Source organism: Microbacterium gorillae, assembly GCF_000826185.2.
GTDB classification, from domain to species: domain Bacteria; phylum Actinomycetota; class Actinomycetes; order Actinomycetales; family Microbacteriaceae; genus Microbacterium; species Microbacterium gorillae.
In genome coordinates this window covers 347,813-362,544 of the sequence record NZ_LN648873.1, presented here as the reverse complement: position 1 = coordinate 362,544, position 14,732 = coordinate 347,813, and the positions used below count along the sequence as shown (strand labels likewise).

At 70.3% G+C, this 14,732-nt stretch carries 15 protein-coding genes; 2 read left to right on the top strand and 13 right to left on the bottom strand.

The window, feature by feature from the left end:
* Positions 1-287: 287 nt before the first annotated feature.
* Positions 288-1,055, bottom strand: a complete 768-nt coding sequence (locus tag BN1193_RS04705) for a YebC/PmpR family DNA-binding transcriptional regulator (RefSeq protein WP_040164367.1) — start codon at positions 1,053-1,055, stop codon at positions 288-290.
* A 38-nt stretch (positions 1,056-1,093) separates the two neighbouring features.
* Positions 1,094-2,407, bottom strand: coding sequence for a glycosyltransferase (locus tag BN1193_RS04700; RefSeq protein WP_040164366.1), 1,314 nt, complete (start codon positions 2,405-2,407; stop codon positions 1,094-1,096).
* Between the two features lie 68 nt (positions 2,408-2,475).
* On the opposite strand from BN1193_RS04700, the gene BN1193_RS04695 reads away from it, so the two are divergent.
* Positions 2,476-3,117: a TetR/AcrR family transcriptional regulator gene (locus BN1193_RS04695; protein ID WP_040164365.1), complete on the top strand. Its 642-nt coding sequence runs from the start codon at positions 2,476-2,478 to the stop codon at positions 3,115-3,117.
* On the opposite strand, the gene BN1193_RS04690 is transcribed toward BN1193_RS04695, so the two are convergent.
* From BN1193_RS04690 to pdxS, 3 genes are all read right to left on the bottom strand, one after another.
* Entirely contained in the window at positions 3,057-4,037 is a 981-nt protein-coding gene (locus BN1193_RS04690) for a DUF402 domain-containing protein (protein WP_052460432.1), read from the bottom strand. The two genes, BN1193_RS04695 and BN1193_RS04690, sit on opposite strands and share 61 nt — an antisense overlap.
* Positions 4,038-4,104: 67 nt before the next feature.
* A complete protein-coding gene (gene pdxT / locus BN1193_RS04685) occupies positions 4,105-4,707 on the bottom strand; it encodes a pyridoxal 5'-phosphate synthase glutaminase subunit PdxT (protein ID WP_326845045.1) in 603 nt (200 codons plus the stop codon).
* Positions 4,697-5,593 carry a pyridoxal 5'-phosphate synthase lyase subunit PdxS gene (pdxS, locus tag BN1193_RS04680; protein WP_040164364.1) on the bottom strand — a complete coding sequence of 299 codons (897 nt, stop codon included), beginning with the start codon at positions 5,591-5,593 and terminating at the stop codon, positions 4,697-4,699. The genes pdxT and pdxS overlap by 11 nt, the downstream gene beginning before the upstream one ends.
* 96 nt (positions 5,594-5,689) lie before the next feature.
* On the opposite strand from pdxS, the gene BN1193_RS04675 reads away from it, so the two are divergent.
* Positions 5,690-6,994 (top strand): aminotransferase class I/II-fold pyridoxal phosphate-dependent enzyme, encoded by a 1,305-nt coding sequence (locus BN1193_RS04675; RefSeq protein ID WP_040164363.1) that lies wholly within the window; start codon positions 5,690-5,692, stop codon positions 6,992-6,994.
* On the opposite strand, the gene BN1193_RS04670 is transcribed toward BN1193_RS04675, so the two are convergent.
* The 8 genes from BN1193_RS04670 to BN1193_RS04635 form a co-directional block, all read right to left on the bottom strand.
* A complete protein-coding gene (locus BN1193_RS04670; protein ID WP_040164362.1) occupies positions 6,908-7,588 on the bottom strand; it encodes a hypothetical protein in 681 nt (226 codons plus the stop codon). The genes BN1193_RS04675 and BN1193_RS04670 overlap by 87 nt on opposite strands.
* 12 nt (positions 7,589-7,600) lie before the next feature.
* The gene (locus BN1193_RS04665; RefSeq protein WP_040164361.1) at positions 7,601-8,713 is read right to left on the bottom strand and encodes a hypothetical protein; all 1,113 of its coding nucleotides are present in this window, start codon (positions 8,711-8,713) and stop codon (positions 7,601-7,603) included.
* A 63-nt stretch (positions 8,714-8,776) separates the two neighbouring features.
* Positions 8,777-9,355, bottom strand: a complete 579-nt coding sequence (locus BN1193_RS04660; protein WP_052460430.1) for a hypothetical protein — start codon at positions 9,353-9,355, stop codon at positions 8,777-8,779.
* A 167-nt stretch (positions 9,356-9,522) separates the two neighbouring features.
* Positions 9,523-9,888 (bottom strand): DNA polymerase beta superfamily protein, encoded by a 366-nt coding sequence (locus BN1193_RS18245; protein ID WP_040164359.1) that lies wholly within the window; start codon positions 9,886-9,888, stop codon positions 9,523-9,525.
* A 3-nt stretch (positions 9,889-9,891) separates the two neighbouring features.
* The gene (locus BN1193_RS04650; protein ID WP_040164358.1) at positions 9,892-10,437 is read right to left on the bottom strand and encodes an HIT family protein; all 546 of its coding nucleotides are present in this window, start codon (positions 10,435-10,437) and stop codon (positions 9,892-9,894) included.
* A complete protein-coding gene (thrS, locus tag BN1193_RS04645; RefSeq protein ID WP_230206422.1) occupies positions 10,434-12,353 on the bottom strand; it encodes a threonine--tRNA ligase in 1,920 nt (639 codons plus the stop codon). The genes BN1193_RS04650 and thrS overlap by 4 nt, the downstream gene beginning before the upstream one ends.
* Before the next feature lie 219 nt (positions 12,354-12,572).
* Positions 12,573-13,847 carry a low temperature requirement protein A gene (locus BN1193_RS04640; RefSeq protein WP_040164356.1) on the bottom strand — a complete coding sequence of 425 codons (1,275 nt, stop codon included), beginning with the start codon at positions 13,845-13,847 and terminating at the stop codon, positions 12,573-12,575.
* A 47-nt stretch (positions 13,848-13,894) separates the two neighbouring features.
* Positions 13,895-14,563, bottom strand: coding sequence for a DNA alkylation repair protein (locus BN1193_RS04635; protein WP_040164355.1), 669 nt, complete (start codon positions 14,561-14,563; stop codon positions 13,895-13,897).
* Positions 14,564-14,732 lie beyond the last annotated feature (169 nt).

Here is a 14,732-nt window from a genome sequence, read left to right as displayed (position 1 = left end):
ACTCAACGACGGCGATGGCGACCCCGCCGGTCCGCGAGGCCGGCACCTCCACCCCACACGGCGCGAGGTCTTGTCTCGCTCACGGCCTCTCAACGACCGGACCGGCGAGCACGCCGGAACGCGGCACCGGCGGCGATGGGACTCCACGTTCGTCCGTGACCCAACGGAGGCCCGAGGCGACCGCGGAACGCGACGACATCGACGAATCGCGCACGACGCACGGCACAGACGACACAGGCGCCGTCGGAACGTGTCCGGCGGCGCCCGCGAGCTGCGTCAGAGAACGGTCACTCCTCGGCGTCGTCGCTCTCCAGCTCGGCCTGAACATCGGCCGACAGGTCGAAGTTGCTGTAGACGTTCTGCACGTCGTCGCTGTCCTCGAGCGCGTCGATGAGCCGGAAGACCTTGCGGGCCGTGTCCGCGTCGATCTCGACCTTGAGGTTCGGAACGAACGCGGCGTCAGCGGAGTCGTAATCGATGCCCGCCTCCTGCAGCGCGGTACGCGTCGCGACGAGGTCGCTCGCCTCGGTGATCACCTCGAAGGTCTCCCCCTCGTTCGTGACCTCCTCGGCGCCGGCCTCGAGCGCCGCCATCATGACGTCGTCCTCGGTGGTGCCCTCGGCGGGAACCACGATGACGCCCTTGCGCGCGAAGTTGTACGCCACCGACCCGGGGTCGGCCATGTTGCCGCCGTTGCGAGTCATCGCGGTGCGAACCTCCGCCGCGGCGCGGTTCTTGTTGTCCGTCAGACACTCGATCAGCAGCGCCACACCGTTCGGCCCGTAGCCCTCGTACATGATCGAGGTGTACTCGACCGACTCGCCGCCGATTCCGGCGCCGCGCTTGATGGCACGGTCGATGTTGTCCTTCGGGACGGAGGTCTTCTTGGCCTTGAGAACCGCGTCGAAGAGCGTCGGGTTGCCCGCGAGGTCAGCACCGCCGAGCTTGGCGGCGACCTCGATGTTCTTGATGAGCTTCGCCCACGACTTCGCGCGACGCGAGTCGATGACGGCCTTCTTGTGCTTCGTGGTCGCCCACTTGGAATGCCCTGACATATGTCTCCGCTCGTCTCGGCCGTTCAGCGCCGTCCATTCTACGCGCTCGGCCGGCTCCGCTCCCGGACCGACGCCCCCGCCAACTCCGCAAGCACCGCATCGAGCCCAGCCAGACCCGGGGCGGACGCCATCGCGCCCGCGACCTCACCGGCACGCTCCCGGAACCGCGGCGCGCTCAACACCCGGTGTACAGCCCCTCCGACCTCGGCCGCCGACGGCGTGTTCGTGCGCAGGTCGATGCCGACCCCGCTCCAACCGACCCGCGCCGCCACCTCGACCTTGTCCTCGGTGCGCCCCGCGACGACGAGCGGCACCGCGTGCGCCAGCGCCTGCTGCACGCCCCCGAACCCGCCGTTGGTGACCATCAGGTCCACGAGCGGCAGCAGCCGATCGTACGGCAGGTACGACGCGGCTCGAACGTTCGGCGGCAGGTCCGGCAAGAGGTCAGCGACCGGCCGGCCACCCGTCGAGACCACCACCAGCAGGTCCGGCCGATCGCCGAGCGCGCGGATCGTCGGCACCATCAGCTGCGTCGGATCCGCGTTCGCGATCGTCCCCTGCGAGACGTGGACGACGCGCCGCGACCCGTCCAGCTCACCCCACCACTCCGGCACCCGCGCCGGACCGGACGGCGCCGGCAGCGGCCCCACGAACGTCACCCGCGGCGACAGGTCGCTGCGCGGGTACTCGAACTCCGGCACGCTGAACTGCACGATGGCGTCCGCCCCGCTTTGCCAGTCCAGGAAGAAGAGCCCGAACCCGCGCCCCACCTCTCGGCGGGCCAACGCGTCGGCCTCGCGAGCGACCGGGCCGAACACACCCTTCTCCGCCACAGCCGTGAGCACCGCATTGCGAATGCGACCCGTCCACCCCGGACGCGGAGGGATCCCGAGCCCGAACGGCGCAGTGTCCCTGCTCTTCACCCCCAGCGGGAAGATCCCGAGCGCGACCACCGGCGGCCGCTCGTTGCGGGGCCTCTCGACGAGCAGCGCAGCACCGACGAACAGCGGCTCGGTCAGCACGGCGTCGAACCGCTCCGCGGCGAGGAGCCGGACGAGTTCCCGGTACTGCGCCGCACCCGGACGCAGGAACAGGTTCCGCATGTCGAACCGGAGCGCGGCCGTCCCCGTCAGCCCGGCCCGACCCGGCACCGATGCGGCGTCGTCGAGATCGACGTCCGCCTCGTCGGGCAATGGGAGGAACCGCGCGCCCGTCTCCAGCACGCGGTCTCGGTACCGCGAGCTGGTGAGAAAACTGACGGTGTCGCCGCGCGCCACAAGGTGCCGGGCGATCGCGAGCAGGGGCGTCACGTGGCCGTGCGCGGGGGTGGAGCAGATCAGAAGACTCGACATCAGGGTGACTCTCTCTTACGATCGGATGATCTGGTCGAGTATTCACCACCTGCAGGGGGTAGTCAATAGTGAATGAGAAGACTCCGCGCGTCTATCGCTCACGGTTGCGCGACGAGCAGGCCGCGCAAACCCGCCTCCGCATCCTCGAAGCGGCCGCCACGGTGTTCGCCGCACGGGGCTACTCGGCCGCGACGATGCCTGCGATCGCCACCGAAGCCGGCGTCTCCACCGAGTCCGTCAAGGCCGCTGGGACGAAGGCCGAACTGCTCGTGGCGAGCTTCGAGCTCGCGTTCACCGGCACCGAGGGCGCCGATTCCCTCGCCGACACGCTCACGGGCACCGGCGTCATCGACCTCCCGGCCGACACCTTCCTGCCGACCCTCGTGGACCGGATCGCGGACGCCAACGCGCGCGGCCACGGCCTCTGGTCCGTCCTCGTCGGCGCGGGCCTGTCCGACGCGCTCGTCGCCGACGCCCTGTCCCGGATCCTCGGTCGACGCCACCAGGACTTCGACCGACTCGTCCACGAATTGACCGCTCGCGGCGCGGCCCCGACCGACCCCGCCGCGGCTGCCGCCGAGCTGTCCTTCACCCTCTCGCCGGAGGGCTATCAGCAGCTCGTCATCCAGTCCGGCTGGACCGAGGACCGCTACCGCGCGTGGATCATCGAGCGCACCACGGCCATCGTGGGGTCGACCGCACGCCGGTGACGGTCAGCCGTCGGTGTCCCGCTCCCCCGAGCGCGCCCGGTTCGCTCGCACCGACGGAGTGTCGGGCAGCGGCACGGGCTCGTCCAGGGCGGCGGTCGGAAGCCAGCTCTCCCACCCCTCCGCCAACGGCCGCCCCCACGGCGCGAGGACCTCGCGGGAAGCCAGCTCTCCCACCCCTCCGCCAACGGCCGCCCCCACGGCGCGAGGACCTCGCGGGAGACCGCGTCCGCGATCGTGCGGATCGCTTCCCGTTGCTCTGCGGAGTACCGCCCCTGCGTGACCGCAGCGTCGAGCTCATCGGCGTCCTTCAGCCAGACGTCCTCGGAGCCGGGGTTCTCCAGCGAGAGCCACAGGTCCAGCACGAGGTCACGACTGAACGTCCGCGCGGGCTCATCCCCGGTCGCCGCTGCCCGGCGGTGCGGCAGCTCCAGATTGACGTAGACACCACCCGGCCCACCGTCGGGATCGCGGAAGAACCAGACCGACCACGGCTTGCCGTGCGGCGCGACGCGAACGAGCCCCGGACCCTGCCACGTTGATTCCGCCATGACCCATGGCACTGTGAAGCGTTCCTCCAACGACACCTCGCGCGTTCGGCGTCCATCCGCGGGTGCGGACTCCAGGCGCCCGGAGCCGGACGGAATCCACACCACCAGCGCGTGCTCGTCGTCACGGATCACCCGTGCCACCTCCACGACGCGCCGGTAGTTCCACAGCACCACCTCCCCCGGCGAGAACCGCGGAGCATCCGGCGCCGCGGCATCGACCGTCTCCGGGACCTCCTCGGCGAGAAGCGTGACGGCCTCCGCCAGGCTCAGCTCGCCGGAGGAGACCGGCGCCCAGCCCTCACCCCGCCGGCCGACGAGCTCGACCGTCCCGCCGCTCGCACTGACATCACGGGTACCGATCGGAAGTCGCATGTCCGCCAGCGTATGCACCACCGCCCGCCGCGCAGGGGGCAACGCGCCGACACCGCAGGCGCCGGACCTACGCCGCGGCCCGACGGCCCGTGAGCCCCGCGACGAACGCCGCGTGCAGCCGCGCATCGCCGGTGACCTCGGGGTGGAAGCTGACGCCGGTAACCCGGCCCGATCGCGCACCGACGATCCGCCCGTCCGGCAGCGTGGCGATGACCTCGACGCCGGCGCCGACCGAGACGATCTCGGGAGCCCGGATGAACGCCACGTCCACCGGCGCATCCAGACCCAAGACCGACACCGCGGCGTCGAAGGACTCGAGCTGCGAGCCGAAGGCGTTCCGACGCACCGTGACGTCGAGGCCACCGAGCGACCCCTGGCCGGGCGCGGGATTCTCGATGCGATCCGCGAGCAGAATGAGCCCTGCGCACGTGCCGAGCACCGGCAGACCCGCACCGATCGCGTGCCGGAGCGGCGCGACGAGCCCGAACGTGTCCGCCAGCCGGAAGATGACTCCGGACTCGCCGCCCGGGATCACGAGCCCGTCCAGCTCCGCGATCTCCTCCGCACGCCGGACCGGGACGCCCTCGGCGTCCACGGCCCGCAGCATGTCGAGGTGCTCACGCACCCCGCCCTGCAGCGCCAGGACGCCGACGCGCGGCCTACCAGCCACGATCCGCGAGGCGGTGCGGTGCGGCGAGGTCGGCGACATTGATGCCGACCATCGCCTCGCCGAGCCCGCGTGAGACGTCCGCGATGACGGCCGGGTCGTCGTGGAACGTCGTCGCCTTCACGATCGCCGCCGCGCGCGCGGCGGGGTTGCCGGACTTGAAGATCCCGGACCCGACGAACACGCCGTCCGCGCCGAGCTGCATCATCATCGCGGCGTCGGCGGGCGTCGCGACGCCACCGGCGACGAACAGCACGACGGGCAGCTGCCCGGTCTCGGCGACTTCGCGCACGAGGTCGTACGGCGCTTGCAGCTCCTTCGCGGCGACGTACAGCTCGTCCGGCGTCTTCGATCGCAGGGCGTTGATCTCGCCGCTGATCGTGCGGATGTGCTTGGTCGCCTCGGACACGTCGCCGGTACCGGCCTCACCCTTGGAGCGGATCATCGCCGCGCCCTCGGTGATCCGGCGCAGCGCCTCGCCGAGGTTCGTGGCGCCGCAGACGAACGGCACCTCGAAGTTCCACTTGTCGATGTGGTTGACGTAGTCGGCCGGCGAGAGCACCTCGGACTCGTCGATGTAGTCCACGCCGAGGCTCTGCAGCACCTGCGCCTCGACGAAGTGCCCGATGCGCGCCTTCGCCATGACGGGAATCGACACGGACGCGATGATGTCGTCGATGAGGTCCGGGTCGCTCATCCGGGCGACGCCGCCCTGCGCGCGGATGTCGGCCGGCACGCGCTCCAGCGCCATGACGGCGACGGCGCCCGCGTCCTCGGCGATGCGCGCCTGCTCGGCCGTGACGACGTCCATGATGACGCCGCCCTTCAGCATCTCCGCGAGTCCGCGCTTGACGCGCGACGAGCCGGTGGGACGGGGTGATTCGGACACGGTGGGCTTCCTCTCGACGGTGTCGCGGCATCGCGACAGACACAGTTTGCGTTTGACCTAGGCCAAAAGATAGCACTGCGCCGTACACTCGGAGACATGCACGACACGATCACCGGGACGACGACGGCGGAGATCGCGGACAGCGTGCGTGATCTCCGAGATCGCGGGCACCTGCGCGCCGGCGAGTCCCTGCCTCCGGTCCGCTCGCTCGCCGAAACGCTGGGCGTCAACCGGAACACCGTCGTGGCGGCGTACCGCCAACTCGCCCAGGCCGGAATCGTCCAGGCTCAGGGGCGCGCCGGAACCCGGATCGCGGACCCTTCTCCGGTGGCGCAGGAGGGATATGCCGCGGACACCGTGCTCCACGACGTCGGTACCGGAAATCCGGACCCGAACCTCATCCCGGACCCGTCCGCCGCGCTCCCGCGCGTGATCGGTCGGCCGGTGCTCTACGGCGAGCCGGTCATCGACGCCGACCTCGCTGCGTGGGCGCAGGAGTGGACGGCGGCGGACCTTCCCCCCGGAATCGACCTCCGCATCAGCGTCACCAGCGGCGCGGTCGATGCCGTCGAGCGACTGCTCGCGGCCACGATGCTGCGCGATGATGCCGTCGCGCTCGAAGACCCCTGCTTCCTGTCCGCGATCCGCACGGTGCGCCTGGGCGGCTACCGGGCCGTGTCCGTTCCCGTCGATGCCGAGGGGATGACCGTCGCAGGCCTCCGCGCCGCCCTGGACGCCGGGGTCCGCGCGATCATCGTCACCCCGCGCGCGCAGAACCCGACCGGCGTCAGCCTGTCTGCGGCGCGAGCCGCGGACCTCCGTGCCGTTCTGGCCGATCACCCGTACGTTCTCATCATCGAGGACGACCACTTCTCGCTCCTGTCGCAGCGCCCGTACGAGTCGCTGATCGGGCCCGCGCATCGCCGCTTCGCACTGGTGCGGTCGGTGTCGAAGTTCCTCGGTCCGGACATGTGCCTGGCCGTCACGGCCACGGACCCGGACACGGCGTCCCGCCTGGCGCTGCGTCTCTCCCCCGGCACCACCTGGGTCAGTCACATCCTGCAGCGCCTCGTGCACGCCCAGCTCACCGACCCGTCGATCCGTTCGCAGCTGACCGAAGCGGGGCGGCACTACGCCGCGAGCAACGCCGCGGTCGCCGCCGCACTCGCGGAGCGGGGACTGCCGGTCACCGCCGGCGACGGCCTGAATCTCTGGGTCCCCCTGCCCCAGCCGTCACGCGACGTCGCAGAGCGGCTGATGCGTCGCGGGTGGCTCGTGCGAACCGGTGCGGATTTCGATCTGGAGGGTGCCGGGTCATCCCACCTGCGACTCACGGTCCACGACCTCGAGGACCGCGAACGGGCCCGGCTGATCGATGACCTGATGGACGCCGTACGCTGAATCGATCCGCTCGAGACCCCCGGGCTCGGCCCGACCCCCGCCGGAGTCACAGCGCGAGATCAGGACGACGAGAACGACCAGCACGAGACCGAGCGCGGATGTCGTCACGGACCTCCGGTTCTCGGCCCAGCTGAACGATCGCGGCTCGGAGCCCTCCTCCTGCTCGGCGGTGGCCGCCTCACGGATCAGCCGGTCGATCTCCTCTCGGGAGAGCTCGCCCATCTCCCGCCTCCGGTCGACGGCTTCGCGTGCCTCGGCGCGCTCATCCGCGGAAAGGAGCCGCCCGGACGCGGATCTCTCCGGAATCTCGGAGTCCGGCTCAGCGACAGGTTCGGCCCCGACCTCCGCTTCCGAAGCGGACACGGCTTCGACCTCGCGATCAGACGCCGCAACGGGCTCCGCCACGGTCTCGGCTTGCGGAGCCGGCACGGACTCGCTCGCACGCTCAGGCCCTTCGGCCGGAGCCGACGGCGGACCGGCTTCGGTGTCGTGCTGCCACGGGAACAAGGGCCGCTGCGATTCCGCCTCCGCGCTCTGCCAGGGGAATCGTGGCGCATCCGGATCGTCCCGGTCGCGGTCCGCCTCACTCGCCATGTCCGCCTCCCCTCAGTAGCCCATGGCCCGTTCCCACAGCTCATAGGAGTCCGGGCATACGGCTCCCACGCCCATGAGAATGGTCGCGTCAATCGCCTCGACCGTGACCGTGTCATCCTCATCGGACCCGGTCATCAGGGCGTCCGCCACCACATCCGAGCCGGAGAAGAGCTCGCTGTAGTCACTGCTGTCCAGCGTGTCGCCCGCGGTGATCCCCATCTCGCAGGCCGCGATGGTGAGGGGCAGCACCTGGTCCGGCCGGTTCAGGAGGTCGGGGTAGTGCTGGATGCGCTGCACGAGCTGCTCATGATCAGGCATACGCGGCTCGACGAGAATCTCGCCGTCGGTGATGCCCTGCTCCGCACGGAACGCCGCCAGGTCCGCCTCGATCTCCGCGTCCGAGCGCATCTCGGCCGCCGGGTCATCACGCGTGACGGACGTCGGGGCCGCTACCGGGGTGTACGCAGTGGCGGGCTCCGATTCCACGGTGTCGGTGTCCTCCACGGACGACGTGCCTTCGCCGCTGTTCGGCACCACCGCCAGCAGTGCCACGATGGCGGCGACCAGGACGATGAGGAACACCGCGCAGCCGATGGACGTGCGCTTGCCCACCGTGCCGGCGGTTTTCGCGCCCGCCGCGGCCGCAGTGCGCACGGCCTGCACCTGACGCGTCCGTGTCTGGACGTCACCGGCGAGCCGCTGCGCCTGACGCACCTGACGCGGCGCCATCCGCTGTGCCTGCGCGGCGAGCTGCTCCGGCGTCCACTGCCCCGGCGTCTGCAGTCGCTGCGCCGCCTGCTGCGCGGTCTGCTGCGCCTGCAGCACGGCGGCATCGGCCGCGAGCCGAGCCTGCAGCGCCGCGTGCTCCGCCTGCTGCTGAGTCGTGCTCGTCGGCAGGGCGGCCGCATCGTCCGATTCGGAAGCCGCCGCGGCGGGACCCGAGGTCTGCCACGGGAACAGCGGCGTCACGGCGGATGCGGCGTCGCCCTCCTGCTGCCAGGGGAAGAGCGGACGCTGCGGTGAGCTCTCCGCCTGCTGCCACGGGAAGGTGCCCTGCGCGCCCGGCTGCTGCCACGGGAACCGTGGTGCGGCGGGCTCCGCGGCGGCATCGCTCTCGTCCGTCATGACCCTCCCCGTGAGCCGGAACCCCTCGATCCTACTGGGCCGCCGCTGATCGGCTGCGCCCGCTCAGAAGAAGCGGTTGCTCAGGAAAGTCACGAGCAGGATCCCGGCGATGATGCACCCCACGACGACGAACACGCACCCGGCAGCGCGTGCACGTTCCAGCGCGGAGTCGCCGGTTGCACCCACCGGCCGGGCGTCCTCCGCGGGCGAGAGCGCCTCGGCGGGCGAGAGCGCCGCGGCGGCGCGATCCGCGGCCGCGCGCGCCGCGACTCGATCCTGACGCGCCGCCCACGCGGCGGCGTCCTGCTGAACCGCTTCGGCCCGCTCGGAAGCCGCAGATGCCGCACTCACCGCCGCGGCGTCGGGCAACCCCGCGTACGGGTGGTGCTCACGCAGGGTCTGCATCGCGCGCTCCACCCAGGGATCGTCCGCTTCGCCGGCGAGGTCCACCGGTGGCGGCTCGCTCTCGTGCTGCCAGGGGAACAGCGGACGGCCGGCCTCACTCGACTGCTCCAGCCAGGGGAACGTCGCCGACGAGGCAGTGGCGTCACGCTGCCAGGGAAACGTGCTCTGCGCACCGGACTGCTGCCACGGAAACCGCGGTTCGACCGGTTCGGCGACGCCGTCGTTCTCGTCGGTCATGACCCTCCCCGTGAGCCGGAAACCCCTCGATCCTACGGGGTATAAGAGACAGCTCCTACGGGGCCGCCCGCGATCGGATGCCCCCCACCCCGCCCGCTCCTCCGCGACTGACGGCCTCGCCTCGACGTCGGTCATCTCCCGGACGACATCGCTGCGGGCTGAGGCGTTCAGCGCGCGATCTCAGTGCGGAACCAGTGCTCGGCACGATCCCTCCGACGCGCCAGCTGCGGGTCGGGTCCCGGCTCTGGGTCCGCCGTCGCGATGATCTCGGCGACGTACTCATCGAGCACGCCCGGCACCGTCCCCTCACCCATCTCCCGGGTGACGGCCTTCACCGCGATCAACTCCGCCGCCGCGTCCTGAACGTCCGCCGCGGCCTCGCTCTGGCGCAACAGCGACGGGAATCCCCACGCTCGGGAACCGCTCTCAATCGCCCAGGGAATCCGCACGCCCGCTGAAGCCTCGACACCGTCGAGCCGTGCGTCCACGGCGCGCACGATCGCCGGGTCCATCCCCTTCGCGATCGCGCGCACGTCTCAGTCCGTGGGCCAGGCCGCGGCGATCGCGTCGCGCATCTCACCGAGCAACTGCGGCAGGGCCTTCGTCTTGGCGATGATCGGGAAGAAGTTGGCGTCCGTCGCCCACCGCGGCACGATGTGCTGGTGGAGGTGACCGGCGACGCCGGCCCCGGCGACCGCCCCCTGATTCATGCCGAGGTTGAACCCGTCGCAGTTGGCCACGCTCCGCAGCACGCGCATGGCGGTCTGCGTGATCGCACCGATCTCGGCGACCTCCTCCGGCGTCGCGTCGTCGTACATCGACACATGCCGATACGGGCACACGAGCAGGTGCCCGGAGTTGTACGGGAACAGGTTCAGCAGCGCGTACGCGGTCCTGCCGCGGTGCACGATCAGCGTCTTCGCGTCGTCCTGCGACGGTGCGTAGCAGAACGGGCAGTCCGCGACGTGCGGCTCGGGCCCCGCCTGGATGTACACCATGCGGTGCGGGGTCCAGAGCCGCTGGAACTCGTCCGGCACGCCCGCGAATGCGGCGGCGTCTTCGAGTCCCCCGTCAGAGGTCATGCGAAGTCCGCACCCGTCATCACGCGCGTGTGCGCGGCGATCGCGCGCTTGACGCGATCGATGGCGTCAGCGATCGGGACCCCGTTCTCCTGCGATCCGTCCCGGAAGCGGAACGAGACCGTGCCGGCAGCGCGGTCCTGTTCGCCGGCGATGAGGATCAGCGGCACCTTCGCGGTGGTGTGATTGCGGATCTTCTTCTGCATGCGGTCGTCGGAATGATCCACGCTCGCACGCACACCGGCCGCACGCAGCTGCGCGACGACGTCGTCCAGGTAGTCGCCGTACTGCTCCGCAACGGGAACGCCGACGACCTGCTCCGGCGCGAGCCACAACGGGAAGTCCCCGGCGTAGTGCTCGAGCAGAATGGCGAAGAAGCGCTCGACCGACCCCAGCAGCGCGCGGTGGATCATCACCGGGCGATGCTTGGCACCGTCCGCCCCGGTGTACTCGAGTTCGAAGCGCTCCGGCTGGTTGAAGTCCAGCTGGATCGTGGACATCTGCCAGGTGCGGCCGATCGCGTCCCGCGCCTGCACGGAGATCTTCGGACCGTAGAACGCCGCTCCGCCCGGGTCGGCCACGAGCTCGAGGCCGGATGCGATCGCGACCTCTCGGAGCGTGTCGATCGCGGTGGTCCACTGCTCGGGCTCACCCAGGAACTTCGGGTTGCCCACCTCGTTGGTGGACAGCTCGAGGTAGAAGTCGTTCAGGCCGTAGTCGCGCAGCAGAGTGAGCACCAGGTTGAGGTTCGTGGTGAGCTCTTCCTTGACCTGGTCCTGCGCGACGTAGATGTGCGCATCGTCCTGGGTCAGGCCACGCACGCGCGTGAGGCCGGACAGCGTGCCGCTCTTCTCGTAGCGGTACACGGTGCCGAATTCCGCCAGGCGCAGCGGGAGCTCGCGATACGAGCGGCCGCGCGAACGGTAGATGAGGTTGTGGAACGGGCAGTTCATCGGCTTCAGGTAGTAGTCCTGACCCTGCCGCGTGATGTTGCCGTCCTCGTCCGTGACCTCATCGAGGTGCATCGGCGGGAACATGCCGTCCGCGTACGTCTGCAAGTGCCCGGAGGTCTCGAAGAGATCCTTCTTGGTGATGTGCGGGGTGTTGACCACGTCGTAGCCGTTGCGCAGCAGGTGCCGGCGCAGGTTCTCCTCGATCTCGTAGCGGATGATGCCGCCCTTGGGATGGAAGACCGCGAGTCCGGAACCGATCTCGTCCGGGAACGAGAACAGGTCCATCTCGACGCCCAGCTTGCGGTGGTCACGACGAGCCGCCTCGGCCATGCGCTCCTGATATGCGCGCAGTTCGTCCTTGGTCGGCCACGCGGTGCCGTAGATGCGCTGCAGCTGCGGATTCTTCTCGGAGCCCCGCCAGTACGCGGCGGCCACGCGGGTCAGGGCCCAGCCGTTGCCGACCATGCGGGTCGACGGCACGTGCGGACCGCGGCAGAGGTCCTTCCACGCCACCTCGCCGTCCTTGCGGACGTTGTCGTAGATGGTCAGCTCACCCTCGCCGACCTCCACGTCGGCGCCCTCGGCGCCGCCGCCCTTGAGCCCGATCAGCTCGAGCTTGAACGGCTGGTCGACGAGTTCGGCGCGCGCCTCATCCTCGGTCACGACGCGACGGACGAAGCGCTGACCTTCGCGGACGATGCGCTGCATCTCCTTGTCGATGGCCTTCAGGTCCTCGGGCGTGAACGGCGTCTCGATGCCGAAGTCGTAGTAGAAGCCGTCCGTGATCGGCGGGCCGATGCCGAGGTCCACCTGGGGGTTCAGCTTCTGCACCGCCTGGGCGAGGACGTGCGCCGTGGAGTGGCGCAGGATCGACATCCCCTCCGGGCTCGAGATGACGATGGGCTCGACGACGTCCCGCTCGGTGACGGTCGTCGCAAGGTCGCGCGGCTCACCGTTCACGCTCATGGCGATGACGGACTTGTCGGTGAACAGGGCGAAGCCGTCGCAGGGATAGGACGGCGCGGGGTTCTCGGACACGAAGATTCTCCAGGTTGGCGATGGATCAAGGTTATGACTCAGCTTCGGACGCTCACGCGTCCTGCCCGCTCAGGCCTTGGTCGTTCGCGTGCCGGTGACCGCGACCGCAGTCGCGGGAGTCAGCCGGGCGAAATCCATCTCAGCAGTCTACGCCTGCGCACCGGCCCCCACCGCGCGCCGCAGCTGCCGGTCGATGCCGCGCCACCCGCCGAGTTCGTACGAGCACACGATGGTCACCGGACCGGCCAGCACCACCAGCAGGCACACCCAGAGCGGCAGGCCGAGCACCGCCAGCACGATCGCCACCACCGGCAGCCCCATCGTCAGTGACTGCACCAGCGGATTGAACGTGAACTCACGGATGAGCCACGTGTCCAGCAGGTAGATCGACACGCCGAACGCGAGGACCGATCCGGCGATCCACGAGATCACCGTGACCGTCGACAGCGCCACCTCGGGATCGTAGACGTAGCCGATCAGGTGCAGACTCGCGCCCACCGCGGCGATGGACAGGAACACGAAGGCGTGCCCGTATCCCCAGACGAACGCGCGATCCCGGTGCGCCGCGAGCACGGGAGCGGACGGCACGAGGAAGTAGCTCCACCACAGCGCGAACGTCATCGCGATGCCGGCGCCGATCACGACCACGGAGTCCGCGGTCCAGCCTTCCTCGGCGGTGATCTCCTGGGCGGCCGCGATCGTACCGATCACGGTCTCGCCGAGCGTGATGATCACCAGCAGCGAATACCGCTCCGCGATGTGGTGGGCGTGCCACGGTGTCGAGCCACCGCCGTGACGTCCGCCCGCATACTCGGCGACGATCGGTCCGGCCAGTTCGATCACCCAGAGCACCAGCGCGAACGCGAGCGCCCACCAGATCGTCAGCGGCGTCCAGGCGAGCACGGTCCACCCGATCTGCGCGATGAGGACGGCGAGGGCGTAGGTGCGGGCCACCTTTCGGTATTTCGGCGCCCGAGCCGCGCGCAGCCACTGCGCGACCAGGGCAACCCGCATGACGATGTATCCGGCAACCATGGTCTGGTTCGCGAAGGCCCCGCCGTGCTCGACCGAAGCGAACATCTGCGGCAGCCCGATGGCGAGCACGATGACGCCGGACATCTGCACCATGGTCAGGAGCCGGAACAGCCAGTCATCGGTGTCGAACGCGGACGCGAACCAGGAGTAGTTGATCCAGGCCCACACGATCGCAACGCCACCGAACGCGAACGCCCCCGCTGCCGACCCGCCGTGTCCGGCGGCGATCCCGGCGGCGAGCTGCGCGCCCAGGACACCGAAGGCCGCGGCGAAGACGAGGTCGAAGATGAGTTCCAGCGGCGACGCCACCCGGTCGGCCTCGGTGGTGCTGCGACCGGTCATCCGCCGCAGGCCGTGGCGGTAGAAGCCGTCGACGTGTTCGCTCATATCTCCTCCGGCGTTCATCGTGCCGGTCGCGCCGCGCGCGGACAAGGTCAGTCCCCGAGATGCCTGAGCGCTTCACGCCGACTGAGCGGACTGAGGTCGTGGGTGGCGACGAAGGTGCGCACCCAGTCCGGTGCCACGCGGGCGTGGTCCCGCAGCGCCCAACCGATGGCCTTGCGCAGGAAGAAGTCCGACTCCCCCGCGTTCGCTTCGATCGCCGTGGTGAGCAGCGCGTGATCGACGCGCTCGCGGCGACCGAGCTGCGCGATGATCGCGATCCGACGGATCCAGTGGTCCGGGTCGATGGCCCACCCGCGCAGCAGTGCCGCCGTCCGGTCCGGGTCCGCATCCAGGAGTTCGGCCATCCGATGCGCGAGGTCATCCGTGAAGTCCCACCATGCCCCGGTGCGCACCATGTGCTCGATCAGCGGAATCAGTCGGGCATCTCCCCGCAGCGCCGGCTGCGCCAGGAGCACCATCGCCGCGTACCGCTCCTCGCGGTGCGTGGCCGCATCCCACAGCGCCACGGCCGTCTCCAGCAACGTGTCCGGCGTTGCGCCGTGCGCTGCAGACCCCGTGACGCGACGCACGTCCGGGAGTCGCACGCCGAGGTAGGGCATCGCCGAGCGCATGTACGCCTGCTGCCCCGGGGCGCGCTCGGGATCCGCCACCGCGCGCAGCGCTGCACGGATCCGCTCGCTCAGGTCCCGGTCGCCCACACCCGCACCGTACTCGAGATTCCGCCGATCACCTCGTCCCCGACATCGCCTCACCACGATTCGTCGCGAGCCGCACCGCGGACCCGACCACGCCGAACGGTCCCGCGCGTGCGACACGACGAACGGTAGACTGGTCGGGCGTGTCCCCCGCGGCCACGCGCCTCAGGGT